Here is a 25,551-nt window from a genome sequence, read left to right as displayed (position 1 = left end):
CCCTGGGGGCAATCCCCCAGACCCCTTTTTTCTTTCAATAATTAAACCTGTAAGGTACCTGGGCAGTTACCTTTTTTCTTTCAATAGTTTTTTTCGAATGACGTGTACAGGATGGATCGGTGACAGCAACTCCTTTTCACATGGTCAGCGCCTACGAACCCATGGGGGACCAGCCTCGCGCAATCCAGTCCCTGGTGGACGGCATCGCCCGTGGCTGTCGCGACCAGGTCCTCCTGGGCGTGACCGGTTCCGGGAAAACCTTCACCATGGCCAAGGTGATCGAACAACTGGGACGCCCAGCCTTGATTCTGGCCCACAACAAAACATTGGCCGGGCAACTGTACAGTGAAATGCGGTCCTTCTTTCCCGACAACGCAGTAGAATATTTTGTCTCCTATTACGACTATTATCAACCCGAAGCCTACGTACCCCGGACCGATACCTACATCGAAAAAGATTCGGCAATCAACGAACAAATCGACAGAATGCGCCATGCCGCAACCCAGGCCATCCTGACCCGGCGAGACGTGGTGATCGTCGCTTCCGTGTCCTGCATCTATGGAATCGGCTCCCCCGAGGCCTACCAGGAAATGTCGCTGCATCTGATCACGGGCGACGAAATCAACCAGCGCGACCTGCTGAAAAAACTGGTGGAAATTCAATTCCAACGCAACGACATCGACTTTTCCAGAGGCCGGTTCCGGGTTCGCGGCGATACCATCGAAATCTTTCCACCACACGAGGAAGAACGGGCAGTACGGGTGGAAATGTTCGGCGACGTGGTGGACCGGATCAGCGCCATCGATCCCCTGACCGGGCGTATCCTGGGTGAAATCCGTCATTTGATTCTTTTTCCCGCCAGCCACTACGCCACCCACCGCACAACCGTTCTGAGAGCGATCGAAGAGATCAAACACGACCTCGTCCAACGACTTTCCTGGTTCCAGAAAAACGACAAACTCCTCGAAGCGCAACGCCTTGAAAGCCGGACCCTCTACGACCTGGAGATGATTCATGAGGTTGGATATTGCAGCGGTATCGAAAATTACAGTCGCTACCTGAGCGGTCGCGCCCCTGGAGAAGCCCCACCTACCTTGATGGAATACCTGCCTAAAGATGCCCTGCTCTTCGTCGATGAAAGCCACGTCACCCTGCCCCAGGTTCGGGGAATGTATCGTGGCGACCGGTCACGAAAGGAAACCCTGGTCGAACATGGATTTCGTCTTCCGTCCGCCCTGGACAACAGACCCCTGACCTTTGAAGAGTTCGACCGCATGCGTCCCACGACCATCCACGTATCGGCAACCCCCGCAGCCCTGGAACGATCGATGTCCCGGGGCGCCGTGGTGGAACAGATTGTCCGCCCGACGGGACTCCTGGAACCTGAGTGTACCATCCGACCGGTGGAAGGACAGGTGGATGGATTGCTGGAAGAAATCCGGGTGACGGTGGCAAAGAAAGGTCGCGTGTTGGTGACAACCCTGACCAAACGGATGGCCGAAGACCTGACCGATTATTTCCAGGATGTCGGAATTCGCGTCCGCTACCTTCATTCCGACATCGAAACCCTGGAACGACTTGAAACAATTCGCGATTTGCGACAGGGAGAATTCGATGTCCTGGTAGGCATCAACCTGTTGCGCGAAGGGCTGGACATCCCGGAAGTCGCTCTGGTGGCGATTCTCGATGCCGACAAGGAAGGATTTCTGCGTTCGGAAACCTCATTGATCCAAACCATCGGTCGGGCAGCCCGAAATGTCCATGGCCGAGTCGTGCTGTATGCCGACCGGATGACCGGTTCCCTGCAACGCGCCCTGGATGAAACGAATCGGCGCCGTCGCCTGCAACAAGACTACAACAAACAACACGGCATCACCCCCCGCTCCGTTTCCAAGGGCGTCATGGTGTTGCCAGGAATGGATTCGATCGGCACTGCCTCCCGGTCACGCAACCGGGATGAGGAACCCTTGATGGTGGCGCAAACCGGGGCTTCCTACAGTGCAAACCGGGAACCCCTGAAACGACAGATCCAGGAAACCCGCAAGAAAATGCTTGCCGCAGCCAAGGAGTTGGAATTTGAACTGGCGGCCCGTTACCGGGATCGTCTCAATGCCCTGGAACGGCAGGAACTCGAACTCCTTGAGGCCACCGTGCCGGATGATTGACCGGACGGCCAGTACATCCCCCCAGCCCACGCCGTTTCCGTCCCATCAAAGCCGTTTGACCAGTACCTGATATTCCCATTCTTCTCCCCCCGAGCAGCAGTTTCTCCCGCGATCGTCAAAAAATTCCCCCTCCTCTTCGACCCCGGACACGAGCTTGACGGCGTCCAGGAAAACGATGTCACGAAGGATGACTCGGACATGGATTAAAGAATATATTAAACAACAACTTAAAAACTTATTCCACCCGGTCTTGAGGCGGCGGCGATGACTGTTTGCCAGTGATCATCCTGGCGCAAACATTGCAAATTCACCTTCAAGGAAGAAACGGTGGTCACCGTTCGACGCCAGGAAAAAATGGGAGGAGCGAAAAATGAAATACGTCGTGGAATTGTTCGATGGCCGGGTCATTCGCGGTCTTCTGGTGGAAAAGAATCAGTTGCATGACCTTCTGACCCGCCTTGATCGACTTGATCCCATGCTGGGCGTCGTCGTCCTGGATGTTGCCTCGGAGCACGCCTGGCATCAGCGCCGCCATCAGGCAAAACAGGCGGGGCCACGAACCAACCGCCATGAAGTGGAATACGAACGGTTTGCCCCGGTGGACCGGATCATGGTGTGACCGTCGCCATCTTCAATGTGTCGTTCCATCGTCAATGGTTTCGGAAACCGTCCATCGGCGGATGACCACGGGCTGGACACGTCCCTTGACGTGAATCGATTCCTCCCGATCGAATTGTTCGTCCGCCAGGTCGGCGTCGATGACCAGTTCGTCCACCTTGGCCGCCGCGCACAGGCGGGCCGCGACATTGACAGCGTCACCAATGACGGTAAAGTCACGACGGTCCTCCGGCCCGATGGCGCCGGAGATCACGTTACCCCAATGGACGCCGATCCCCAATCGCCGGGGAAAGGTTCCCTTCTTCAGGGCATGGAGAATCTCCCGCGATGCTGCGATGGCTCGTCGATGTCCGTCCACTCCGTCAAAACGGGCCAGGACCGCATCGCCGATCATTTTATCGACATCTCCCGAATGCCTCTGGATGGCCGAAACCTGGAGCGTCATGATCCCATTGAGGAAATCGACAACGGTCTCGGGAGGATTCTTTTCGGAAAAACCGGAAAAATCACGAATATCCGAATAAAACAAGGTCGTGACCATGGTTCTGGATGGAATCGCTCCCCCCAACCCGGCCATTTTCGCCGCCTTTGCCGCCGTCGAGGAGACGAATGATTCGACCTTGTGTCTGAGGTCGTTGGCCTCGAAGGTTCGGGCGTCGATATGGACCTGGGCACGATCGACCAGTTTGTCAAGGGCCAGGAAAAGAAGGGACAGGAACAGTCCGGGAATGACCAGGGTCCAGAACATGGCATGTACCATGATTTCGTCAAGATAATCGACCGGTTCGTAGAGTTCGAACACCGTTCGCAGAATACCCGAATCGTCGAATACCGGTACATACAGTTCATAAAGGCGGGAACCGTTCGGTTGTGTTTTCTTGACGATCCCCGGAGTCGCGGTTTTCAGAACGGTGCGCAGGGCCGGACCATTTTCCAGAACACCGATCTGATCCTGGTAGGTCGCGAAAAGTACGTGACGATCCAGACCATAGACTTTGATGTTGAGGAGTTTCAACTCCCTGACCTGCGAGGCGAAGGCCTCGACAAGGGCGCGCGAGTCGATGGCCTGGGGCATTTCCGGAGTCGATTGTCCCCGCATCAGGCCCTTCCAGGCCTCGGGGGCATGGATGGCGACACTTTTTGCGATCGCCTGCGCCTGGCGCTGGGCCTGTTCGAGATAGATCGATTCCACGACCTTCTTCGATACCAGGCCAATGATGACAAGAAACACGACAATGAATCCCAGCATCGCGGGAACAAACCAGCGAAGAAACAACCTTCTCAGTGGAAAAGGCTGTTCGTGAAAACCTGAATCGGGTTGATCGGTGCTCTTCATTGGCAAAATAAACCGATCCGTCCTGGGAGTTGGAAACACGAATACGAACAAACGTCCGAGAATGATCGTCGGTTCAGTCCTGGACAGTAACCATTTCCACTTAATCACACCAATCTTGTTTATTGATTAAAAAAATTATTGCCATATCGTAGATCCTGCCTGAATCAGACGATCAATCCCCTCAATAAATACATTGAAGCTGCGTGACGTATTGTTTTCCCGGTTCATGATTCTGCCCATGGCCCGGGCCCCGGAAATTTTTTGATAGGTCGGAGCCATTCTGGTCAATTCCTGAACAGGATTGTCCAATCCGTCGGGGTCGCGAAACTTTCTGCTGCGCTGTTGTGTGGCCACGCCCCGGACATTGAACGCCGTTTCAATTGATTTCAGATCACCCAGGAACCAGGATTCCAGTTCCCGACAGGCAATGCGGATGAGTGTCTCTGGATGATTACCCTCGTCAGCAAGTTTCCACAACCGTTCTTTGATGACGCGGCAATCCCCCGCGTCTCTGTCGCGTAGCACGACAAATCTACTGTCTGGATTTTGCCAGTGTCGTAATTTTCGATACAGTTGTTTTTCGAGGTCCTGCTTACCCTCAAAGACAATAAAATGCAACGCAACACCTTGGAGTGGAAGGATGCGGGGCATCAGTTCTTGCAAGAACACCTTTGCAGATGCCTCTTCCAGAAAGAAGACAAGATTCATACTCATGGCGCCACACCGGTGAAAAAACCTTGCTTCCAAAGGTAACCCATCTTATCTCCATTGGCCATATATTCCGACAATTGCCTGTCATCCCGCGCACGCTGCACTCTGGTATATCCATCCCGTTTTTCCAGCCAGAACACCTCGTCCAGGGTGCAGGCATTCAGGAAATCCGGTGCGTGGGTGGAAACGAAAACCTGACCTCCCCGTCCAGCATACTCCCGAAATTCTTCGGCCAGTTCCTCCAGAATAGAGGGATAAAGCTGGTTTTCAGGTTCTTCCACACATAACAGAGGGTGAGGATACGGGTCGAAGAGGAGAATCAGATAAGCCAGCATCTTGATCGTGCCGTCGGAAACATAACGCGCCAGGAAGGGATCTTCAAACGCCCGGTCCTGAAAACGCAACAAAACGCGCCCCTCTTCCGTGGTCTTGGCATCTACCTGGGAAATGCCTGGAATGCGATGCGCAAGTTTTTTCATGATTCGATCAAAAATCTTCCTGTGGCGGCTGTAAAGATATTGGACCACCAGGGAAAGGTTTTCCCCTTCCGTGGAGAGATGTTCCGCATACCCGACCTCCTGTTCGGGACGCGCACGGTTGATGTGAAAATCGGAGATGTGCCAGTTTTCAAGCAGGTTGCCCAACTCCTTGACCGCCGGAAAACGCTCGAACTGGGCCAATCCCTTGATGGCCAGGATATCCGGAGACTTGAGCGTCTGTTCTTCCCGTCTGAGTTGACGCACGTCCGTTACCTGCTCCAGTTCATTGGTCACCGCATAGCCCGTGCCTTCACTGAAATCAAGGAAATGCCAGGGCAGGCCATGGCGGCCTCGGCGATATTTCAGGACTTCCCGGCGAATCACGGGTCTGTCATCCTGTTCGCCGATGTGAATGGTATAGGTAACCCGTGGACCTCCGATTTTGATCCGGAATTTCAACTCGATTTCAATTTCGCCAGCCACGCCGCGACTGCGGACCTCCTTGAACCCTCGGCTTCCCCCCTGCTTGACCAGGGCCGTATGGATATTGCTGGAGAACGCCTCCCGCAGAAACGCAAATACGTTGAACAGGGTCGATTTGCCGGTACCGTTGGCGCCAACCAGAACACAGAACCGGGGAATGTTCATCAGTGCCACATTCTGAAAACATTTAAAATTTTTCAGCCGTATGGATTCAATGTGCATGGCAGGTTGTCACACATGATTACCGGCAGGTCACGGGTCGGTGGACAAAAGGGCGCCAAGGGAATCGACCACCTGTTCCAGGGCCTCTTTTTCCGCCCTGATACGAACCGCATCGGTTGTGGCGCCCGCCTTGGGCTCGTAGAACCTGGCGCTGCCGACGACAACGGGAAGGGAACGGGTACCGGACGGTTCCTCCAGGAGGGGACGGACCCTGATGGTCATTTCAAACTGATCGGCCCGGCCCGAGGCATCCTCAAGGATTCGTTGCCGGCTGGTGGGATCCAGTTGCAGGCGCAAGGTCGCACGCGAAGGTTTGGCGCTGTGTGCGGGAATGGCCAGACGGGCGCGCACCCGGTCCTTGAGATTCTGCGCCAGAACGGGGTTTTCCTCGACCCCCGGCCCCTCCACGCGAAGGGTGACATCGGCCCATCGTTGACCCAGGGCGACCTCGTCTCCGGAAAAGCGATAACCGCATCCACTCACGACCAGCAAGGCCGCCATATAAAAAAACGAAAAAATAAATGTTTGGAACCGGCTCATATGCGCAGACCCCGAAGCGGCAGGGATGTCGATGGTATCCCTCATAAGGCCATAAAACGTCGCCGACATCCAGGGATTGCGATACCCATCGCGATCGATCGGAATCGACACGGACCGCAGCGAAATTCGGAAAAAACGGATGAAAATACCTTGAATGTGGTATCTTGCCGTCCCCGCAGGATCGGGTATGATGGAGGATTTTCCGAATCGACCCTTTCGCGACGTATCAGGTCTTTATGCCCCAGTCCATTTCCCAGCCGCTTTTCCCCGGCGATCTGCCGGATGATCTGGACGAACCGGTCAAACGCCGTCTTTTCTGGCATGTCTGGCGGGTGTTGCGGCGACGTTTCGCGCCGATCCTCCTGTTTGTCTTTCTGCTGCTGCCGCCCCTCTGGTTGTACCTTCTGGGCCAACCCTATCTTTATCGCGCCGTCGCCGTGATGCTCATCGAGGACAAGGAACCGAGAATCGGATTCATCGAAGGGGTTCTGGGGCTTGATCCACAACTTGGGGAAAACCTCAGCACGCAACTTCATCTGTTGCAGGGGACCGTGCTGATCGCCCGGGTCGTCGAACGGGAACACCTTCTGGACTCCGGATTGATTGCGGAAATCGCCCCGGCCCCGGAAAAAAACGGCTGGCTGCCACCGTTTCTGGAGCTCCTGGGAATACCCGTCCCTCCCGCGCCGCCACCGCCATCGATCCATTCCCGTGATGCCGCCCTGACGGCACTGGTCAAACACATCCGATCGCAAGTGCGGATCCGCCCCATCGCAAACAGTCAGATGGTCGAAATTTCCTTCGTCTCTCGCGATCCGCAATTGTCGGCACGGGTCGTCAACGCCATCGCCCGGAATCATATCGAATGGCAGATGGAAACCCGCACCGCGATGTTCAAGCGCGTCTCGCAACTGTTGGTCCAGCGCCTCGACGCCCTGACCGATAACCTGGAACAGGCGGAATCCGCCCTGGAAGCCTTTCGCCAACGAACCGGAATGATCACCTCGGAGGAAAAAGCCAGCATCGAATGGCAACAGCTTCAGGCAGTCAATGATGAATATTCCATGACCATCGCCAAATCGATGGCGTTGCAAAGCCGGATCCAGAAAATGGAGGATTGGATCGCGGCACGGAACAATCGAAAATCAAGTCCCCCAGGATCCGATCCGGAACTTGAATTCAGTTCCCTCCTCAAGGAACTTGTCCTGGAGTCCTCCCAAAAAGAGGGAAGGATCGCCACCCTGTCCGGCCAACTCGTGGAAAACCACCCGTCACTGTCGCGGATGCGCAAGGATCTGGCAAAAACCAATGCCTCGATCTCCACCGAGGCCAACCGCCTTCTGGCCGTGGACCTCCACGACCTGGAGTCGGTCCAGGGACGCCTGGTCAAAATTGAAAAACGTCTGGCCCAGGAGCAAAAAAAATTCAAGGAATATCAGAACAAGGCGGTGGAACTGCGAAAACTGGAACGCGAAATGGAAGCCAACCGCGAACTGCACAACAGTTTCCTCAAACGTTTCAAGGATACCAACATTCTGGGAGACCTCAACATTCCCGTCATTCAACTGGTCGATCCCGCCGAGCCCCCCAATCGGATCCACTCGCCGAAGTTCATGGAAATGACGCTGTTGACCCTGATCCTTGGCGTCCTGGGAGGATCGCTCGCGGCCGTTTTTCTGGAACTGCTCGATCCGACGTTGAAAACGCCGTATGAAACCGAACGGGCGATCGATCTTCCCCTTCTGGGATGGGTACCCTTGATTTCAGCACGCCATCCCGAAACAAGACAAGAACGGATGCGTTCCTGCGCCCCTGGTTCTCCCTACGGCGAAGCCCTTCAGGGAATTCGCACCAGCCTGATGATGATTCACCTTCATGAACAGCTCAAAACGGTCATGATCGTTTCCTGCGGTCCCGGCGAAGGACGCAGCGAACTGGTGCGTGGTCTGGCAAACGTCTGCGCCCTCGATGGCGAACGGGTATTGATTCTCGATGCCGATTTTCGCGGCGACAAGGCTCCAGGCGGGACCGCGCATCGGGATGAATCCCCGGAAAAACAAGCCGATCGCGGCATTTCCGGCATCATCCGCATGTGTGACACACTTGTCGGCGAAATCGACTCCGGCTGGAACACCGAGGAAACCCGATCCAGGATTCGCGCCATCATCATGGACCGGTTGGAAAAAAGCGCGGATGGCATCGATTTTCTTCATCCCGGTTGGGCCGACGCCAATCCGACGAAAATCCTTTCCTCGCCGCACTGGCCGGTGGTCATGCAGATCCTGCGCGAGGAATTCGACCGGGTGTTCATCGATACCGCACCCGTTTTGCGCACGACCGATGCACAACTGCTGGGAGTCCACGTCGAAGCGGCCATTCTCCTGATCCGCTCCGCCCACACCCACAAAGAACATCTGTTGACGGCACGCAAACGGATGATCCGCTCCCGAATGCCCCTGGTCGGAGTCATTCTCACCCGGCTGGACATGAAAAAACATCGTGCCGAACTCCGGGAATATGGCCACGGATGAAAAGATCGAACACCGTTCAGGAAACGACATTGACCAGCTTGAAAATCTTGGCCTCGATCAATTCCGGCGTCACCGCGCCGTTGGCATGCCGTTCGCCATTGTACCGTTTGCCAAACACCGTCATCGAAATGGACATGAAGCCACGCTCGGGATTGGCCATGAAAATCATGCGCGACCCCGATCGCTCCAGCCATTCCTCCACACTGCCATCGATGACCGTCCCTTCCGCAACCATGCCCACCAGAAAATCGATCCGTCGTGGCAGATCGGCCATGGAATCCAGATAGGGAACAGGATAGATGCGAACAAGATAGCCTCCCTGTTCCAGCCGGATCTTCAATTCCCGGAGCGTCGGCAGGACGATCCTTTTGAAGATTCCGCCCACCTCCCTGATTTCCTCAAGGCTTGCAGGATCAAGGTTCGCCAGTCGCAACCGTTCATCCTCCGCTTTTCTCCGCGCCTCCGCGACAATGTCGGCAACATTCATGGCCCTCATCTTCGATTCGAACGGTTGTGGAAATTCCATCTCATTGTTACATTCAATCCGATCGTCCGCAATAAAATGTTCCACCGACCCGAAGGAGACCGCTCATGCCTTTACTGGTATGTCCCAATTGCGAAGTGGCCATGCTGGTGGTTCAAAGAAGTGGCGTCGAACTAGACACCTGCCCCCGATGCCGCGGCGTCTGGCTGGATCGGGGCGAATTGGACAAACTGCTGCAACCTTTGCGCCACGAACTCGAACATCACGCCTCCTCCGCCAACACCAAAGCGCCATCCAAAACCAGAGAAACCGTCTCGCGTGGACACGAAACATACCACCATCATGATTCGCACAGCCATGACCATTCCCACCATGACCGCGACAGAAGCCATCACGATCGGAGTCACCACGACAAGGATCGGCATTACCGAAAGAAAAACCCTCTGGAATCCATTCTTGATATTTTCGATTGAGCCTTCCCGGCTCGGGATACGTGCCACCCGTTCCGGGAATGTCACGATTGAAACGCTTCGACCGTGCCGGCCCCTTTTCGCAGGACTTCCGGCGCTGCCCCGGTCAAATCGACCACCGTGGAGGGAATCTCCGGCAATACCCCGCCAATCATCACCAGATCGACGCGATCGCGCAACAATTCCTTGATGTCGTCGGGATGGTAAAGGATTCCCTCGTGACCGGGCAACCTCAGCGAGGTTGACAGGAGGGGCATTTCGATCGCCTTGAGCAGGTGCAGGCAAATCCGATGGTCGGGAATGCGCAATCCGATCGTTTTTCTTTTGGGCAGAATGGTCTTGGGGACATCCCGCGTCGCTTCAAGCACGAAAGTATACGGTCCGGGGAGAAATTTGCGGAGAATCCGATAGGTCTGGTTGTCCACCCGGGCAAAGCGGGAAATATCCGAAAGATCAGGGCACAGGATGGAAAATTGATGGTTGGGAGGGAGTTGCTTCAAACGGATGATTTTCTCCACCCCCTTGCGGTTGTCCAGGGAGCACCCCAGTCCGTAGGTGGTATCGGTGGGAAAGACGGCAATTCCCCCCTGTCGCATGATCTGGGCCGCCTGAAAAATCAGACGTGGCTGGGGATCGGTGGGATGAATTTCCAAAAATACGGTCATGAACGTTCCAATCCTTGAAAATGGGCCGACAGCGATTCACCATTCCCGGGAATTCGCCACGAATCCCCGCGGCCCAATGATCCCCGATCGGGGAAAAAGAGGCGACGACACACCACATCAACACCTTGGAGGTCTTGCGTGCAAACCTCCGCCGGTCGGGAACAGCGCCCTTCCGGTTCGATAAACGACACGCTTGACCTCCTGGAGAATGCCATGCCTGTTCTAAAATCACACACCTCCACCCATGGCCGCAACATGGCGGGCGCCCGGGCGCTCTGGCGCGCCACCGGCATGTCCGACGCCGATTTCGGCAAACCCATCGTCGCCATCGCCAATTCCTTCACCCAGTTCGTTCCCGGCCATGTCCATCTGCGCTCCATGGGGCAGATCGTGGCCGCGGAGATCGAGGCCGGCGGCGGGGTCGCCAAGGAGTTCAACACCATCGCCATCGACGACGGCATCGCCATGGGTCATGGCGGAATGCTCTATTCCCTCCCCTCGCGCGACCTGATCGCCGACAGCGTCGAATACATGGTCAACGCCCACACCGCCGATGCCCTGGTCTGCATCTCCAACTGCGACAAGATCACCCCCGGCATGCTGATGGCCGCCCTGCGTCTGAACATCCCGACCGTCTTCGTCTCCGGCGGTCCCATGGAGGCGGGAAAACTGGTCCGGGATGGGACGGTCGTGCGCAAACTCGATCTGATCGATCCCATGATCGCCGCCGGCAACCGTCAGGTCGAGGAACAGGACCTGGAACTCATGGAACGTGGCGCCTGTCCCACCTGTGGCTCCTGTTCCGGCCTGTTCACGGCCAATTCCATGAACTGCCTCATGGAAGCCCTCGGACTCGCCCTCCCTGGCAACGGCTCCCTTGTCGCGACCCATGCCCAACGGCGTCATCTTTTTCGCCACGCCGGCCAGACCATCGTCGCCCTGGCCCAAAGATACTACCAGCACGGCGATACCATGGTTCTGCCACGCTCCATCGCCGGATTCAAGGCGTTCGAGAATGCCATGACGCTGGATATTGCCATGGGAGGCTCGACCAATACCATCTTGCACCTTCTCGCCGCCGCCCACGAAGGAGAGGTCCCGTTCTCCATGGCCGACATCGACCGCCTGTCACGTCAGGTCCCCTGTCTGTGCAAGGTCGCCCCCTCCACCGATCGCTACCATATGGAGGATGTCCACCGGGCGGGCGGAGTGTTCGCCATCCTGGGAGAACTGGATCGTGCCGGACTGATCCACCGCGACACCCCCACCATTCATGCCACATCCATGGGCCGGGCGATCGATCACGAAGACATCCGGGGCCGGCATGTCACGCCCGAGGCCCTGGAACGCCACCGTGCCGCTCCCGGAGGCATCGCCACCATCAAACCCTTCAGTCAATCGCAACTCTGGGACACCCTCGATACCGACCGGGAAGGGGGATGCATTCGCGACCTCGCCCATGCCTATACCCGGGATGGTGGCCTCGCGGTCCTGTTCGGCAACATCGCCCGGGATGGGTGCATCGTCAAGACCGCCGGTGTCGATCCCGCCATCTGGACCTTCTCCGGACCGGCGCGGATCTTCTCCAGTCAGGAAGAGGCGTGCGCGGCGATCCTGTCCGATCGGATCCAGGCAGGAGATTGCGTCGTCATCCGCTATGAAGGACCGAAGGGGGGACCGGGAATGCAGGAAATGCTCTACCCCACCAGCTACATCAAATCGAAAAATCTGGGCAAGGCATGCGCCCTCATCACCGATGGCCGGTTCTCCGGCGGCACCTCGGGCCTTTCCATCGGTCATATTTCTCCCGAAGCGGCCCAGGGAGGAGAAATTGCCTTGATACGCGAAGGGGACCGCATCGACATCGACATTCACAACCGCACCATCAACGTCGCGGTCAATGACGAAATCCTTGCGCAGCGACGCAAGGAAATCACCCGATTCGCCCCGGAAGACCGGATCCGGGCCGTCTCCCCGGCCCTGCGGGCCTATGCCGCGCTCACCACCTCCGCCGCAAAGGGGGCCGTGCGCGATCTGTCGCAAATCAATGCCTGAAACGATCCCTGGAAAAATCACAAAGGCAGAACATACAACGGCACCGGATCCTGGGCCACAAACCGATGCGACCCCGCCTCGGCAACCCCGTCATCCATCTGCCGATCCATCTCCCGGGCCACATCGAGCGGCAGTTGTTCCAGGACGATCACGTTACGCCAACGGCCCGAAACGGCAGGCGCCCCCGTTTCCAGCTCAAGGGCGGCTCGTGAAAGGATACGCACCACACCGAAACGGCTCCGCATGGCCACACCACCACCCCGGATCATCTCCGCCCGGCTCAAATGTTCCGGCACGCAGGCCGATTCGGATGATTTGCCCTCGCCAACGGCAACATCATCGATCACCCCGTTGCCCACGACCGGAGGATCCTGGGTGTCGTCATCCCGATCATAGTCGCAGGCATCCGCAACCCCGGTCGCGATCTTCGCCTTGGCATCGGGTATATCCCCTGGCAAATAGTTGTATTTTTCCCTGAAGAAACGCACTGCCCGTGCCAGATCGGAAACAATCGCCATGGTATCCTTGGTCCGCGCCCCCTGGATCATCGTCTGCCCCATGAGAACGCCCGATCCGATGATCAACCCCATGATGACCATGATCACCGCCATTTCCACCAGGGTCACCCCGGCCCGAGCACCCCACCCGATCATCATGGACACCCGATGAACGTATCCACCGGAATGCCCGCCGCCGTCATCCGGTTCAAAAGTTCCGCGACCGACATGGACTCACATTGATCGAAAGAATCGGTTGCACACTCCGACCCGATCCCAGCCACGTAGTTTGCCTCATCAAATCCATCCGCACCACCACTGACGAGCATGAAGGCTTTCCCGGAAACATCGACACCAGGACCGAAATAAAGTCCATCCGTCTCAAGGGTATTCCTGGCACGCACTGCATTAACGAAGTAGCGAATGGGATTGCCCCAAGGATCATTCACATCATCTTCCTTGAGGCCGAGCGTGAGAAACGGCACATATCCAGCGTAGACACTATCGTCGTTTCCCGACCCCGGCAACATCGCCGCTCCCGGAAGGTTATGAGGGTAGTAGCGGTTTCGGAGCGCGACTGGACCGACTGTTTTCCAAACAATGGTTCCACCTCCCGATTCCTGTTCCTCTTTATTTATGTCCGTGGACCAAGCGGGTTCTGCTACCGATGTCCCTCCATGGCCCTCAACGACTTGATAATAATATCCATTGATATGCACTGCGGGAGGAATCACATAATGGCCATCCTCGTAATCGACACCCGGACTCCATGAATCAATCCCCGGACATTGGGCTGGATTACTCAACTGCCCGGCGGCAAACGAAAACAATGCCCCCTGGATCCTGGAAAAAGTGGCTTCGAGCTGCCCCTGAAGCCTCCCTTCCGAGAAAACCGTGCCATCGCGGATCAACGGCGCCAAAAGGTCGGAGGAAGAAAAAGAGAGAACAAGGTCATCATAATTCGGGCCAAATCCGAGATCGATGAAAACCCAATCATCATCGGCGTTTTCCAGTTCATCCGTTCCGGCATCGGTGGTGGCGTTGCGATAGCCATCGACCGTAAACGCCCCATCACCATTGGGACCGTGCGATACGACCACGGCGACGACGCAATTGACCGTGTTGATGGCCACCTCCCCCTCGAAGCCTTCGCGCAAGGGGATGTTGGCGGTCCAATCGTGGTTTGCGGGACAACGGATGGCCATGTTGGCGGCAGGGTTGGTTTGGTTGCTGACATGATAGGTAAAAAACTGGTTCCATCCATCAAGGACATCCTTGCGATCCAGCCCCAGCTCGGCAAAGGGGAGAACGCCCGAGGCATGGGTACAGGCTCCAGGCGCCCCATCTTCCCGACCGTCATAGGCGCCGTCGTCAAAGACATCAGGACAGGGCAGCCGACCGTTGCGCCGCAGATGATGAACAAGGATTTCATGAATGTGGTCCATTCGGCTTCGCGTGACGCCAAGGGACATGTTCTCCAGGCTGGCTCGCAAAATACCCATACCCATTGTCATCATGATCCCCATGACCAGGATGGCTACTGCCATCTCCGTCAAGGTAAAACCTGGCGGATCCGTCGAACTTCGAGGAAATGATCCTCCAATCATGCTGGAGGCCGCCTGAACAATGAAGGATTGATCCGATACGACAATCCCGACAAAAATACTTCCGGGGCTTCGCCCCGGACCCCACCAAGGGCTTCGCCCCTGGACCCCACCAGGGGGATGATCCCCCTGGACCCGCAATTATTTTCAGGGCGTTTTTATATTTTCCAGGGACTGCCGCACCATTTCCCGGTTCGGATCATCCGGTGGAAGCAGTTCCAACAGGCGTTTCCAATGGCCCGAAGCCTCGTCCACCGCCCCCGCCCGAAACGCCAATCCGCCAAGAAACCAAAGGGCTTCCCGATGATCGGGATCCTCCGCGAGAATGCTCCGGAGCATTGCCGCCCCCTCCTCGATTTCCTTTTCCGAATCGCCGTGTTGCACCTTCAACCCCGCCAGGGCATCCCGGGCCTCCTTCGCCTCGGGATGGTGGCGAAGAATCAGGGAATAGGCCGCCATCGCCTCCCGAGGCCGTTGCATGACGACATAGGAGCGGGCCAACCGCATCCATCCTTCCAGGTTTTCCGGCGTCTGGGCCAAACGTCGGGCCGCCTGATCGAGCATCCGATCGATCTGGTCGGACGATTCCAGCGCCGAACGTTCCGGAGTCACGATCGTTTCGGTCGTTCCCATCAGGAGGTATAGAAACGCCGAACAGGTCGCCATGAACAAAAACACGGCCCCGGCAAAGCCCTTGTCCACGCCGGAGACCCGCCATGTTTCGGGCGCGGGCCTGGGATGGGCCGTGGCGGAAGTGGCCTTCATCCGATCCAACTGTGCAAAAAGTTCGGCCAGTTCCGCCTCCAGACGTTCCCGTCCCGCGGCAAGTCCAGGATCCCGGGCGGTCTCCTGTTCCATCTCCTTGAGTTGCGCCAGGAGCGCCAGACGACGATCCTCCAGAACGGTACGCGGATCATCCTCCAGACCCGCCGGGAGTGGTTGGTTGCCGTTTTTTTCGATGACCGGCCACAGGACAACCACCAGGCTGGCCACAAAAAGAAGAGGAAGAAACGCGATCCACGACATGAACGACCCGATCCTGGAAATTTATCAAGCGCCATCGAAACAAACACGCCCAGGACCGAATCCGGTCCCGGCGCCACCTCGATCCACCAGGTTCATCAATTGCGTCAAAAATCCAGGATTCCCGATTGCCGAAGAAGCGATTCCTGGAATTCACGGTCGATCACCTGTTCCCAGGTATCGGCCAAACGATCCAGCGAACGCGACGTTTCTTCCATCACGTCCACCGACTCCCGAACCCGAAGCCCACTCCATTCCAGAATGGCCGCCAGCCCCTCGGGATGATCCAGCACACCATGCAGATAACATCCCATGACCCGTCCATCCCCGGAAACGGCGCCATGGCCCTCCCCCCGATCCAGAACGAGCATGGGCCGGTCGAGATCGGGACCGGTCGTCTCCCCCAGATGAATTTCATACCCCGCCACCCGCGCCCCATTCCAGGCCAGGGCGCCTGTCACATTTTTCAAGGTTTTCTCCGCGCCATAGCGGGTGGTGCAATCGAGAAATCCCAATCCCCAGGCCACCTGGGGCCGACCTTCCATTCCCAGGGGATCCTCAAGGCGCTGTCCCAACATTTGATAACCCCCGCAAATGCCCAGGATCCGTCCCCCCAACCGCAGATGGCGATTCAATGCCTCCTCCCAGCCATGGTGACGGAGAAACTGTAAATCGTCCGGAACGCTCTTGCTCCCCGGAAGGATGATCAGGTCAGCCCCGGGAATGTTTTCTCCCGGCTGCCAGAAATACAGGTGAACCTGGGGATGCCAGCGCAAAGGATCGAAATCGGTATGGTTGCTGATGCGGGGAAGACGCGGAATCAATACCCGCAGGGCAGCCTCATCCACGGTCCGACGGGAGCCCGATGAAAAAAAACTGTCCTCGTCGCCGATCCGCAGCTCGGGAAGAAATGGAAACACCCCCAATACCTTTTTTCCCGTCCGTTGTTCCAACCATTCCAGACCCGGTTGCAACAGGGCCGGGTCGCCACGAAACTTGTTGATGATCAATCCCTGAATTCTACAGACCTCGGATGGAGATAAAAGTTCCAACGTTCCGACCAGATGGGCGAAAACCCCGCCACGATCGATGTCGGCGACCAGCACCACCGGGCAATCGACCGCCTCGGCAAACCCCATGTTGGCGATGTCTTGTTGTCGCAAGTTGATTTCCGCCGGCGATCCCGCCCCCTCGACCACGATCGCCCGATGTTTTTGCCGCAACCGGTGATAGGAATCCAGGACATGGACCATGGCCTGGGGTTTGAAGGCATGGTAGCCCTGGGCGTTGAGGGTCGTCACCACCCGCCCCTGGACGATGACCTGGGCCCCGGTTTCGGAGTTGGGTTTGAGGAGGATTGGATTGAGATCGGTATGGGGTGGAATGCCCGCGGCCAACGCCTGCAACGCCTGGGCCCGGCCAATCTCCCCCCCGTCCTCGGTCACGGCACTGTTGAGGGCCATGTTCTGCGGTTTGAAGGGGGCCACGACAACACCGCGACGGTGCAACCAACGACAGATGGCCGCCACCAGAATCGATTTTCCCGCATCCGAGGTGGTCCCCTGAATCATGAGCGTCCACCCCCCATTCATGACACAACCCCGGTCGGCGTGTCGTCATCCTCCATGGAAGAACCCGGCGCCGCGGTCCCGGAATCGCTCCCGCGGACCTTGGCCTGTAGATCATATTTTTCGCCATAACCACGGGGCGTCACCATCAAACCTTCACGAATGAAGGTGGTACGGTTTCCGATCAATACCGTCGTCTGCATGCCGATGGGATGGGCGGTCATCGATTCCAGGTCGGTCAGGATGATCGATTCCTGGTCGCGATAGGCAGAGGTAACCAAAGCGACCGGAGTTTTCGGATCGCGACAACCAAGGAATATTTCCCGCGCCCGTTCGATCTGGGTGGTCCGGCGACCACTCTTGGGATTGTAGAGGGCCGTGACGAAATCCCCCTGGGCCGCCGCCGTCAAACGATTTTCGATCACCTCCCAGGGGGTCAGAAGGTCGGAAAGGGAGATGGCGGCAAAATCGTGGGTCAACGGGGCGCCAAGACGGGATGCGGCGGACACCAGGGCGGTAATGCCGGGAATCACCTCCACCTTGACCCGAGGCATCAATCCCGAGGCAAAAAGCATCTCCAGGGTGGGACCCGCCATGCCGTACACCCCCGCATCCCCCGAGGAGACCAGAGCCACCCGCTGCCCGAGCGCCGCCCGTCGGCACGCCTCCATGCACCGGTCCAGCTCCTGGCGCATGGCGCTGCCGACGACCTCCTTGCCCTGAGTCAACGGTCCCAGGAGTTTGATATAGGTCTTGTAGCCGACGATGCAATCGACCTGACGCAACACCGACAGCGCCTTCCGGGTCAACTGTCCGTGGTCACCCGGCCCGAGTCCGACCAGATACAAGGTTCCCGGCCCCCCGCCGAACCGTTCTCCGGCCCGGCCCGTCAAGCGGGCCACCGCCAAGGTGACATTTTTTCCATCCTGTCCCCGATGGCACGCCTTTTCGACGATCAGTTCCGCAACACCCCCACCCGCCACTGCCAGCGCCGCCGCTTCCGCCACCGACGGGGTTCCCACATGACGCGCCACCGTCGCCGATGGATGCGGCACGTCGATGGCGGCAAGCTCGGCGGCGGAGAAGAACACGATTTCCCGATCCAGACGCCGCGCCAACGCCAGAAGCGCCGCCTCGTCACGTTTCACGTCGATGGAGGCGAACACCCTGATGTCCGATTCCGCAAGAAAATGGTCGCGCAGCAGCCCATGAAGCGCCTCCGCGACCGTCGCCACCGCCGTCCCCCGGTCACAACCGATACCGATGGCCACCCCCTCTCCCTGCCCCGGCGGTGGACGATAGACCACCAGATCCTCCCGCCAAATCTCCCGCATCCGCTCCGGAACCGGATTGCGGGAGATCCACAACAACCCCCGATAACGCTCCCGGTCGGCATCTTCCCAGCGTTCGATCGATTGCACATGCGCCGGAAACGGATCATGGGCCTGACGCCACGCCCAACTGCCGCTCTCCTGCACCAGGGCCAGGGGGGCCCCTTCCACCATGTGCCCCGCCATCCGGGTCAGGGTAGAGCGTTGCGCCTCGACCGTAAACCCCCATTCCCGGCCCAGAATATCGATCGCCGGAAATCCCATCGCATCGGAAGCGGTAGTGATGACGGCCCGGGCCTTGAGCAATTGCGCCAATTGCATGGCCCAGCGATTGGCGCCACCCTGATGCCCCGACACCACGGGCAACACATGACGATGACCTTCATCGATCGCCAGAATCGCCGGGTCCTCCCCCTTGTCCACAAGATGGGGGGCGATCAGACGTACCGTCGCCCCGAGGGCGGCAAAGAAAATGACCGGATCGTGGCTGGCGAGAATAGATTCAACATGCCGCGAAAGCGGAGGTTCCAGCCAGGTGATCGCCGCATCGCCCACATCACATCCCGCCGCACGGGTGGTCAGGGCAAAAATGCGCCCCTGGGGAAGTTTCCCCAAAAGTTCCACCGCGGCAGTCACCCCGCGTTGGGTGATGGCGATCAATGCCGCCCCGTTCTTTTCCGGTCTGTTCATGAAGGCCCCTTCATCCCAAGGCCCGCCTCGCCATCATGGTTGTGGATGATCATCAACGACAGGTAGTGGACATCCTGGTTCATGAGGGTTGAAACATCCGTCACCACTCGTTGTTCGGGGGCCCCGGCACGTTCGACGAAAACCGCCTTGTGCAACAGACGACGCTCGCCCAGAAGATGCAATACCGGCTGCAACACCGGTCGGACCTTCATCAGGACGACCACCTGAAAACGATCCAGAATGGCGCTGATCTCCTCGATGCCGACCGTTCCCGGAATGATGACGACCCGTTCGTCGCCGTCACACAACGCCCGCCCGGAAAGTCCCGCCGCGGCCAGAGGAGAGGCAACCCCGGGAATCACCCGGCTTTGGATGTCGCGATCCAGTTCCCGTACCACCCGCTCAAGATGGCGGTAGGTGGCATAAAATGAAGCATCCCCTTCCACAAGGAAATGGACATCCACCCCCCGATGCAAGACATCGATGACCTGTCGCGCCGCCTGGTGCCAGTGAAAAGCCAGGATTCCCGGATCGCGGGTCATGGGAAAAACGAGGGGCATGACCTGTGGTGGCGGGACCATCCCCGTCCGGTCGAGGATGGCGCGGGCATAGCTTTCCGCCCCCGCACGCACCACCGGCCAGGCCCAGCAACGGGCCCCCTCCAGGGCCGACCAGGCAGCCCGGGTCAAGAGTTCCGGATCGCCCGGCCCGAGCGAAACCCCGACGAGCATCCCTTTGGAACTGGTTGTCATGACGATTCGGCCTCCTTGACGGCGGTAACGATCCAAACCGGCCCCTGGGCTTCCAGCCGGTGCATGTGTGACAAAGGCTGATCAAGCGAACAACCGGTCTGGGTCAGACGCCAGGATTGCCCACGATTCTTGAGGCAGTCGAGGGTTCGGGTCAGGTTTTCCAGGGTGACCAGATTGATCACCAGCCGCCCCCCGATCTTCATCCGCGTCAACACGAAAAGAAGCAACGATTCCAGCATCCCGCCACTGCCACCGATAAACACCGCGTCGGGGGCCGGCCACGCCTCCATGCCATCGGGCGCGCTGGCGCACTGGACGCGATAATTGTAGCGCCCGAGACGCCTGCGGTTGGCCTGAATGTTGAGGACCGATTCCGCGTCCTTCTCGATGGCCCAGACCTGGCCATCCGGTGTCAGGGCGGCGGCTTCCAATCCGACGCTACCGGAACCGGCGCCGATGTCCCAGACCCGATCCCCGTTGACGATTTCCATGTAGGCCAGGGCGAGCGCGCGAACCTCCCGCCGGGTGATCAACCCCGTGCGGAAAAACTTTTTTCGATAGAATTCATCCGGCAACCCGATCGCCGGCCATCGCGCCTCCGGGATTGCCCGCCGCCGTTCCAGAATGACCACGTTGGGGGCGAGGAAATCCTCCTCCGTGACCCGGGATGGACTCAACGCGCGTTCGATCCGTTCATCGGCCATTCCCAAACGTTGACAGACCGTCATGGTCCAGGATTCCCCCCATTCCAGAGCCAGGAGCATCCGCGCCAGGCGGGCCGGGGAGTTGGCGGGACTCGTCAAAACGCCAAGCAGGATCGCTCCCTGCATGGCACGCCAAAGGGAATACAGGGGATGGGCGAAATCCGCCTCCGAATGCCAATCCCCGCCATCCTGGGCATGAAGCGATACCCATCGGGCCTCGGACCAGGAACGTCCCAGGCGGGCAAAGGCCAGTTGCAATGAAGACACCTGCGCCAACACCTCGAAACTTCCCGGAGGCAGGTGACGCGACAACGAACCCGCCAACCCGAAGAACAAGGGATCCCCCGTCGCCAGAACCGCCACCTTGAGCCCCAGCCTGCGCCCGTTCTCCAACCATTGCGGCACCTCCCCCAGACGCCCGGTGAAGGAACGGACCTGGCTGCCCTGGGAAACAAGCGGGGCATACAGTTTCAGGAAACGGTCATCCCCCACCACCAGATCCGCCTCCTCGATCCTGCGGCGGGCGATGGGCGCCAAGGTATCGGGTCCGGCATCGAGCACCCCGATCAACGAAATGGGGGGTGAAAGCGTGGCAGGCGAACCCCGATCCGCAACCGTTTGCACCGGAAAATCCGCGGATGAACACGTCGCGACCGGGATAACGTCGGTGGGAGGGGTGTCCAATGGTCCCATCATTCGTCGATTCCCACCCCGACCATGAATCGCCCGTCGAAGTCGAGCGCCAGGACGGCGACCTTCGTCCTGCCCGGTTGCAACCAGCCCCGAACCCCTTCGCGTGCCGCCACGGCCAAAGTCCGATAGAAATTCAGCTCCATGCCGGCCCGCGCCATTTCTTCCACGGCGAAGCGGACGGTCGGCCCCTGGGCGATGACTCGGGACAAAGACCGGTCCGCCCCGGCCTGTTGCGCCAGGAGGGCCACCCGGTTCATGTCGAGTTCGTTTTTATGGGCGTGGGTATTGTCCACCCCCTGGGCCATCTTGGCGAGTTTCCCCCCCATGGCGACCAGGACCACCTGTGCCAAACCTGCCCGCGAAGCCGCCTGCAGGGCGGCCCCGACAAAATCGCCCATCTGGACGAAGGCGTGTTCGGGCCAGTCGGGAAAATGGGCCATGGCAAAACGTTCGGTGCGTCGTCCCGTCGTCAAGGCGAGGGTCGTCCGTCCCGCCGCCGCCGCTCCCTGAATCGATTGCACGACCGCCGCCTTGTAGGCGGATGTGGAATAGGGGTAGACCACGCCGGTCGTTCCAAGAATGGAAATCCCGCCGAGGATCCCCAATCGTGGATTGAGCGTCTTCCGGGCGAGGGCCTCCCCCCCCGGGACCGAAACGGTGACGCCGAGTCCCCGAGTGTCGAGAAGTCCCTCGGCGGCGGCACGGACGTTGGCGGTGATGTTTTGTCGTGGAATGGGATTGATGGCCCCTTCACCCACGGGAAGTCCCAGGCCGGGCCGGGTCACCGTCCCCACCCCGATGCCTCCCCGAAGGTGAATCGTTCCGGGAGGTCCCGGCAAAGACGCCACAAGGACTTCCAGGCGGGCCCCATGGGTAATGTCGGGATCATCCCCCGCATCCTTGACGACGACCGCCTTGACCCCGGCGGCATCGATACAATGATCCGCGACGGCGAAATCGACCTCCTGCCCGTTGGGAAGAAGGGTCCGAATGATCGCAGGGACCTTGCCCAAAACCAGCCCCACCGTCGCCGCCCGGGCCGCAGCGGCGGCACAGGCCCCGGTCGTCCATCCGGTACGGTTGCCCCGGCGCGTCTTGGGAGCGACACTCAACCCTTGCCCTCCAATGCCAGATCCATCAGGGCATGCAACGCCGCCACCACCAACGTCGATCCTCCCTTGGTTCCGCAAATCGAAATCCATGGCGGACGGTCCAGGGTCATGAGCAGGTCCTTGGATTCGGCGGCGGAAATGAAACCAACCGGCATCCCGATCACCAGGGCTGGAAGGACCCCTTCCTCCCTGACAAGGCGGATGAGTTCGAGAAGGGCGGTCGGGGCGTTGCCGATGGCCACGACACCGCCCTGCAACAGCCCGCGCCGCCACGCCAAACGCATTGCCTGGACCGTCCGTGTCGTTTTTTCCGCGACCGCGCCGCGAATCACCTCGGGATCGGCATTGAACTGATGCACTTCGATCCCCAGGGGCTCCAGTCGCCTCCGGGTCAATCCCGCCCGAATCATGCTGACGTCAACCACCAGAGGCGCCCCCTGCATCAGCGCCTCGCGGCCTGCCATCAGGGCCTCGGGATGGAATCGTGTCAGTCCGTTGAACTCGAAATCGCCACTGGTATGGATCAAGCGGCGCACCAAAGGCCATTCGGCCTCGGCATATCCCTGACGCGAACCGGCATGGGCATCGATGTATTCGAAGGAGGCGGTCTCGATTTCCTGACCGGCGGCGACGATCGGGGGAGGAAGGGTGTTCATGGGATTTCCGGTTCGGTTCAATGATGATGGCCCGCTTCATGTTCCCGGGCAATTTCACGAAAGCGGCAACCATCGCATTCCAACATCGACGCTGACCGCTCCCGCACCTGTGCCAACCGCTCCTCCACCACCTCCAGCACGCGGTCGTTGATTCCCAGATAACCTGCCACCTCGAAAGCGATCCGTGGATACTGCCGCCCCAGCCGTTCCACCTGTTTGTGAATTCGCTGGATCAGACGTCCGGTAAAAAGATAATAAGGGGTAATGATGATCTGCATCGAGCCCAAAAGGACCTGCCGGGCCACGGTCGTTTCCAGCCTCGGGTAGGTAATGCCGGTAAAGGCATGATCGACCAGATCATGACGTGTCGTTTCGTACACCCAGCGGGCCATCTTGGCGACCTCGCCATTGGCAGCCATGTCCGAGGATCCCCGACCCAAGAGAATGATGCCGGTGTTTTTCGGATCGGGCATATCGAGTTTGACCATGGCACTGTGAATCCGCATCCGGACGAGCTTCAAAATACGCTCGTCCACCCCCAGGTGACGACCCAACAAAAACTCCACCCCGGGAAACCGAAGGCGTGCCTGGGCCACATATTCAGGCAACTCCATCTTGACATGTCCGGCGGCGTTGAGAATCATCGGCAATACGATCACCCGGTCACTGTCCCGCGCCGCCCGATCCAGTCCCTCGTCGGGCAGGACCGCAGCATGTTCGATCCAGCAGACCTCGATCCGCCAGTCGGGATGTTTTACCCGCCAATAGTCCGCGAATTCCTCGACCTCGACATTCCCCTCCTCATCCCGTGAACCATGACCCACCAACAGGATGGTCTCCTTCATGAACATTCCTTCCCAACTAACTATTATTTTTTCAAAGATTCGTTAAGAATCACCAACTTCAGTTTCCACACGCTACCTTAAGGAGGGGCGCCATGACTGTCAAGCGGGCAACGGAAAAATCACGACGATCGGAACCTTGGCGCCAAGGACAGAACGGTTTGACATGCCGCCTTCGTTCCTTCGGGTTACCGGGTACATTCCACCGATTATTGACCGTTGTTCTGGACGAGTGGGACTGTTTTCGGCAAGAATGGATGGGTAGAGCATCCACATCATGAAAGGACGCCCATGAAATTCATCGATCCGAGAATCGATTTCGCCTTCAAGAAAATTTTCGGCAGCGAGGATGCCAAGGAGATTCCGATCAGCTTTCTGGAAAGCCTGATGGGCCTGGAGGGTGAGCAAAGCATCGCCGAGTTGACCATCCTCGATCCCTTCCTGGCCCCGCGCCTCAAGGAACTCAAATCTTCCATCCTCGACGTCCGTTGCAAAGACCAACGTGGCGTTTCCTTCATCGTGGAAATGCAAATCGAGAAGGTGGACGGTTTTCTGAAACGCATCCAGTACAACGGCGCCAAAGCCTATACCCAGCAGATTGCCAAAGGTGAACATTACCCCAGTCTGAATCAGGTGATCGCCATCACCATCACCGATTTTGTCCTGTTTCCCGACTTCGATCACTGCGTCTCCTGTCACCAATCTCATGAAACCATCACCGGGAATACCTACCTCGGCGATATTCTTTATTATTTCATTGAATTGCCCAAATTTGAAAAAACATTGGACCAGTGTGCCGGTATCCTGGAAAAATGGATCTATTTCATTCGCCACGCCGAATCCCTGGATCGTGTTCCCGAACAACTGGATCTCGCGCCATTTCGCCATGCGTTTGAAAAAGCCATGATGGCCAACATGACCCGGGATGAACTGGAGCTGTACGACAAGGCGGGCATCGCCATCACCGATGCCCGGGGACGGGTCGCACTGGCATGGAAGGAAGGACAACAGGAAGGACGACAGGAAGGTCTTCGCGAAGGAGAGATCCGTTCCCTGCTCCGACTGATGGAACGAAGATTCGGGCCGGTTCCGCAATGGGTTCCTCCCACGTTGAACCAGGCAGACCTTGAAACCCTGGAGCAATGGAGTGGTAATATTCTGGAGGCCGGTTCAATGGAGGAGGTCTTTCGGTAGGCTTTTCGGAAAGCGCAATGAAATTCAACTTGACAAAAGTTAATATGCAGGTTGGCATTTGACGGCGGAAAAAATAATTAACTTCTACGATAGCCGATGAAAAATGTCCGATACAGGTTGGATTCA

Annotated in this window: 22 protein-coding genes; 6 read left to right on the top strand and 16 right to left on the bottom strand. The window is 58.3% G+C overall.

Annotated elements, in window-relative coordinates; genetic code table 11:
- The first annotated feature begins 140 nt into the window (after positions 1 to 140).
- Together uvrB and HQL76_08620 are read left to right on the top strand one after the other, a co-directional pair.
- A complete protein-coding gene (gene uvrB, locus HQL76_08625) occupies positions 141 to 2,165 on the top strand; it encodes an excinuclease ABC subunit UvrB (GenBank protein MBF0109225.1) in 2,025 nt (674 codons plus the stop codon).
- A 370-nt stretch (positions 2,166 to 2,535) separates the two neighbouring features.
- Entirely contained in the window at positions 2,536 to 2,784 is a 249-nt protein-coding gene (locus tag HQL76_08620) for a hypothetical protein (GenBank protein ID MBF0109224.1), read from the top strand.
- Positions 2,785 to 2,796: 12 nt separating this feature from the next.
- On the opposite strand, the gene HQL76_08615 is transcribed toward HQL76_08620, so the two are convergent.
- The 4 genes from HQL76_08615 to HQL76_08600 form a co-directional block, all read right to left on the bottom strand.
- Positions 2,797 to 4,119 carry an adenylate/guanylate cyclase domain-containing protein gene (locus HQL76_08615; GenBank protein ID MBF0109223.1) on the bottom strand — a complete coding sequence of 441 codons (1,323 nt, stop codon included), beginning with the start codon at positions 4,117 to 4,119 and terminating at the stop codon, positions 2,797 to 2,799.
- Between the two features lie 135 nt (positions 4,120 to 4,254).
- Positions 4,255 to 4,827 carry a DUF4276 family protein gene (locus HQL76_08610; GenBank protein MBF0109222.1) on the bottom strand — a complete coding sequence of 191 codons (573 nt, stop codon included), beginning with the start codon at positions 4,825 to 4,827 and terminating at the stop codon, positions 4,255 to 4,257.
- A 2-nt stretch (positions 4,828 to 4,829) separates the two neighbouring features.
- Complete coding sequence (locus HQL76_08605) at positions 4,830 to 6,014, bottom strand: AAA family ATPase (protein ID MBF0109221.1); 1,185 nt, start codon at positions 6,012 to 6,014, stop codon at positions 4,830 to 4,832.
- Between the two features lie 30 nt (positions 6,015 to 6,044).
- Positions 6,045 to 6,665 (bottom strand): hypothetical protein, encoded by a 621-nt coding sequence (locus HQL76_08600; GenBank protein MBF0109220.1) that lies wholly within the window; start codon positions 6,663 to 6,665, stop codon positions 6,045 to 6,047.
- 125 nt (positions 6,666 to 6,790) lie between these two features.
- Here HQL76_08600 and HQL76_08595 point away from each other — a divergent pair, with 125 nt between their 5' ends.
- Positions 6,791 to 9,085, top strand: coding sequence for a polysaccharide biosynthesis tyrosine autokinase (locus HQL76_08595; GenBank protein MBF0109219.1), 2,295 nt, complete (start codon positions 6,791 to 6,793; stop codon positions 9,083 to 9,085).
- Between the two features lie 16 nt (positions 9,086 to 9,101).
- Here the strand turns inward: HQL76_08595 and HQL76_08590 are convergent, their stop codons facing one another.
- Complete coding sequence (locus HQL76_08590; GenBank protein MBF0109218.1) at positions 9,102 to 9,572, bottom strand: hypothetical protein; 471 nt, start codon at positions 9,570 to 9,572, stop codon at positions 9,102 to 9,104.
- A gap of 104 nt (positions 9,573 to 9,676) precedes the next feature.
- Here HQL76_08590 and HQL76_08585 point away from each other — a divergent pair, with 104 nt between their 5' ends.
- Positions 9,677 to 10,042: a zf-TFIIB domain-containing protein gene (locus tag HQL76_08585; protein ID MBF0109217.1), complete on the top strand. Its 366-nt coding sequence runs from the start codon at positions 9,677 to 9,679 to the stop codon at positions 10,040 to 10,042.
- A 41-nt stretch (positions 10,043 to 10,083) separates the two neighbouring features.
- On the opposite strand, the gene HQL76_08580 is transcribed toward HQL76_08585, so the two are convergent.
- Complete coding sequence (locus HQL76_08580) at positions 10,084 to 10,704, bottom strand: threonylcarbamoyl-AMP synthase (GenBank protein ID MBF0109216.1); 621 nt, start codon at positions 10,702 to 10,704, stop codon at positions 10,084 to 10,086.
- A 213-nt stretch (positions 10,705 to 10,917) separates the two neighbouring features.
- On the opposite strand from HQL76_08580, the gene ilvD reads away from it, so the two are divergent.
- On the top strand, positions 10,918 to 12,759 hold the full coding sequence (ilvD, locus tag HQL76_08575) for a dihydroxy-acid dehydratase (protein MBF0109215.1): 1,842 nt from the start codon (positions 10,918 to 10,920) through the stop codon (positions 12,757 to 12,759).
- 17 nt (positions 12,760 to 12,776) lie between these two features.
- Here ilvD and HQL76_08570 read toward each other — a convergent pair whose 3' ends face one another.
- From HQL76_08570 to HQL76_08525, 10 genes are all read right to left on the bottom strand, one after another.
- On the bottom strand, positions 12,777 to 13,421 hold the full coding sequence (locus tag HQL76_08570) for a hypothetical protein (GenBank protein MBF0109214.1): 645 nt from the start codon (positions 13,419 to 13,421) through the stop codon (positions 12,777 to 12,779).
- Positions 13,412 to 14,803, bottom strand: a complete 1,392-nt coding sequence (locus tag HQL76_08565) for a hypothetical protein (GenBank protein MBF0109213.1) — start codon at positions 14,801 to 14,803, stop codon at positions 13,412 to 13,414. The genes HQL76_08570 and HQL76_08565 overlap by 10 nt, the downstream gene beginning before the upstream one ends.
- A 204-nt stretch (positions 14,804 to 15,007) precedes the next feature.
- The gene (locus HQL76_08560; GenBank protein ID MBF0109212.1) at positions 15,008 to 15,886 is read right to left on the bottom strand and encodes a hypothetical protein; all 879 of its coding nucleotides are present in this window, start codon (positions 15,884 to 15,886) and stop codon (positions 15,008 to 15,010) included.
- Positions 15,887 to 15,990: 104 nt separating this feature from the next.
- Positions 15,991 to 17,454 carry a cobyric acid synthase gene (locus HQL76_08555; protein ID MBF0109211.1) on the bottom strand — a complete coding sequence of 488 codons (1,464 nt, stop codon included), beginning with the start codon at positions 17,452 to 17,454 and terminating at the stop codon, positions 15,991 to 15,993.
- Positions 17,455 to 17,471: 17 nt separating this feature from the next.
- Entirely contained in the window at positions 17,472 to 19,472 is a 2,001-nt protein-coding gene (cobJ, locus tag HQL76_08550; protein ID MBF0109210.1) for a precorrin-3B C(17)-methyltransferase, read from the bottom strand.
- Entirely contained in the window at positions 19,469 to 20,224 is a 756-nt protein-coding gene (gene cobI / locus HQL76_08545; GenBank protein ID MBF0109209.1) for a precorrin-2 C(20)-methyltransferase, read from the bottom strand. Before cobI ends, cobJ begins: the two co-directional genes overlap by 4 nt.
- A complete protein-coding gene (gene cbiE / locus HQL76_08540; GenBank protein ID MBF0109208.1) occupies positions 20,221 to 21,624 on the bottom strand; it encodes a precorrin-6y C5,15-methyltransferase (decarboxylating) subunit CbiE in 1,404 nt (467 codons plus the stop codon). The genes cobI and cbiE overlap by 4 nt, the downstream gene beginning before the upstream one ends.
- Positions 21,621 to 22,823 (bottom strand): cobalt-precorrin-5B (C(1))-methyltransferase, encoded by a 1,203-nt coding sequence (locus HQL76_08535; protein ID MBF0109207.1) that lies wholly within the window; start codon positions 22,821 to 22,823, stop codon positions 21,621 to 21,623. The genes cbiE and HQL76_08535 overlap by 4 nt, the downstream gene beginning before the upstream one ends.
- Complete coding sequence (locus tag HQL76_08530; protein MBF0109206.1) at positions 22,730 to 23,389, bottom strand: precorrin-8X methylmutase; 660 nt, start codon at positions 23,387 to 23,389, stop codon at positions 22,730 to 22,732. Before HQL76_08530 ends, HQL76_08535 begins: the two co-directional genes overlap by 94 nt.
- A 17-nt stretch (positions 23,390 to 23,406) precedes the next feature.
- Positions 23,407 to 24,234 carry a sirohydrochlorin chelatase gene (locus HQL76_08525; protein ID MBF0109205.1) on the bottom strand — a complete coding sequence of 276 codons (828 nt, stop codon included), beginning with the start codon at positions 24,232 to 24,234 and terminating at the stop codon, positions 23,407 to 23,409.
- Between the two features lie 288 nt (positions 24,235 to 24,522).
- On the opposite strand from HQL76_08525, the gene HQL76_08520 reads away from it, so the two are divergent.
- Positions 24,523 to 25,425, top strand: coding sequence for an Rpn family recombination-promoting nuclease/putative transposase (locus tag HQL76_08520; GenBank protein ID MBF0109204.1), 903 nt, complete (start codon positions 24,523 to 24,525; stop codon positions 25,423 to 25,425).
- Positions 25,426 to 25,551: the final 126 nt, after the last annotated feature.

It is taken from the genome of Magnetococcales bacterium, from assembly GCA_015228815.1.
Lineage (GTDB): Bacteria > Pseudomonadota > Magnetococcia > Magnetococcales > UBA8363 > UBA8363.
This window is presented reverse-complemented; position numbering and strand designations above follow the sequence as displayed.

What these genes read in the sequence shown, in the direction of transcription:
- HQL76_08555 (MBF0109211.1), bottom strand. Translation starts at nt 17,454, where the DNA reads ATGATTCAGGGGACCACCTCGGATGCGGGAAAATCGATTCTGGTGGCG.
- HQL76_08530 (MBF0109206.1), bottom strand. Translation starts at nt 23,389, where the DNA reads ATGAACACCCTTCCTCCCCCGATCGTCGCCGCCGGTCAGGAAATCGAG.
- cobI (MBF0109209.1), bottom strand. Translation starts at nt 20,224, where the DNA reads ATGACAACCAGTTCCAAAGGGATGCTCGTCGGGGTTTCGCTCGGGCCG.
- cobJ (MBF0109210.1), bottom strand. Translation starts at nt 19,472, where the DNA reads ATGAACAGACCGGAAAAGAACGGGGCGGCATTGATCGCCATCACCCAA.
- HQL76_08565 (MBF0109213.1), bottom strand. Translation starts at nt 14,803, where the DNA reads ATGGCAGTAGCCATCCTGGTCATGGGGATCATGATGACAATGGGTATG.
- HQL76_08605 (MBF0109221.1), bottom strand. Translation starts at nt 6,014, where the DNA reads ATGCACATTGAATCCATACGGCTGAAAAATTTTAAATGTTTTCAGAAT.
- HQL76_08580 (MBF0109216.1), bottom strand. Translation starts at nt 10,704, where the DNA reads ATGACCGTATTTTTGGAAATTCATCCCACCGATCCCCAGCCACGTCTG.
- HQL76_08585 (MBF0109217.1), top strand. Translation starts at nt 9,677, where the DNA reads ATGCCTTTACTGGTATGTCCCAATTGCGAAGTGGCCATGCTGGTGGTT.
- ilvD (MBF0109215.1), top strand. Translation starts at nt 10,918, where the DNA reads ATGCCTGTTCTAAAATCACACACCTCCACCCATGGCCGCAACATGGCG.
- HQL76_08595 (MBF0109219.1), top strand. Translation starts at nt 6,791, where the DNA reads ATGCCCCAGTCCATTTCCCAGCCGCTTTTCCCCGGCGATCTGCCGGAT.
- uvrB (MBF0109225.1), top strand. Translation starts at nt 141, where the DNA reads ATGGTCAGCGCCTACGAACCCATGGGGGACCAGCCTCGCGCAATCCAG.
- HQL76_08615 (MBF0109223.1), bottom strand. Translation starts at nt 4,119, where the DNA reads ATGAAGAGCACCGATCAACCCGATTCAGGTTTTCACGAACAGCCTTTT.
- HQL76_08520 (MBF0109204.1), top strand. Translation starts at nt 24,523, where the DNA reads ATGAAATTCATCGATCCGAGAATCGATTTCGCCTTCAAGAAAATTTTC.
- HQL76_08590 (MBF0109218.1), bottom strand. Translation starts at nt 9,572, where the DNA reads ATGAATGTTGCCGACATTGTCGCGGAGGCGCGGAGAAAAGCGGAGGAT.
- HQL76_08525 (MBF0109205.1), bottom strand. Translation starts at nt 24,234, where the DNA reads ATGAAGGAGACCATCCTGTTGGTGGGTCATGGTTCACGGGATGAGGAG.
- HQL76_08560 (MBF0109212.1), bottom strand. Translation starts at nt 15,886, where the DNA reads ATGTCGTGGATCGCGTTTCTTCCTCTTCTTTTTGTGGCCAGCCTGGTG.
- HQL76_08620 (MBF0109224.1), top strand. Translation starts at nt 2,536, where the DNA reads ATGAAATACGTCGTGGAATTGTTCGATGGCCGGGTCATTCGCGGTCTT.
- cbiE (MBF0109208.1), bottom strand. Translation starts at nt 21,624, where the DNA reads ATGATGGGACCATTGGACACCCCTCCCACCGACGTTATCCCGGTCGCG.
- HQL76_08535 (MBF0109207.1), bottom strand. Translation starts at nt 22,823, where the DNA reads ATGGATTTCGATTTGCGGAACCAAGGGAGGATCGACGTTGGTGGTGGC.
- HQL76_08610 (MBF0109222.1), bottom strand. Translation starts at nt 4,827, where the DNA reads ATGAATCTTGTCTTCTTTCTGGAAGAGGCATCTGCAAAGGTGTTCTTG.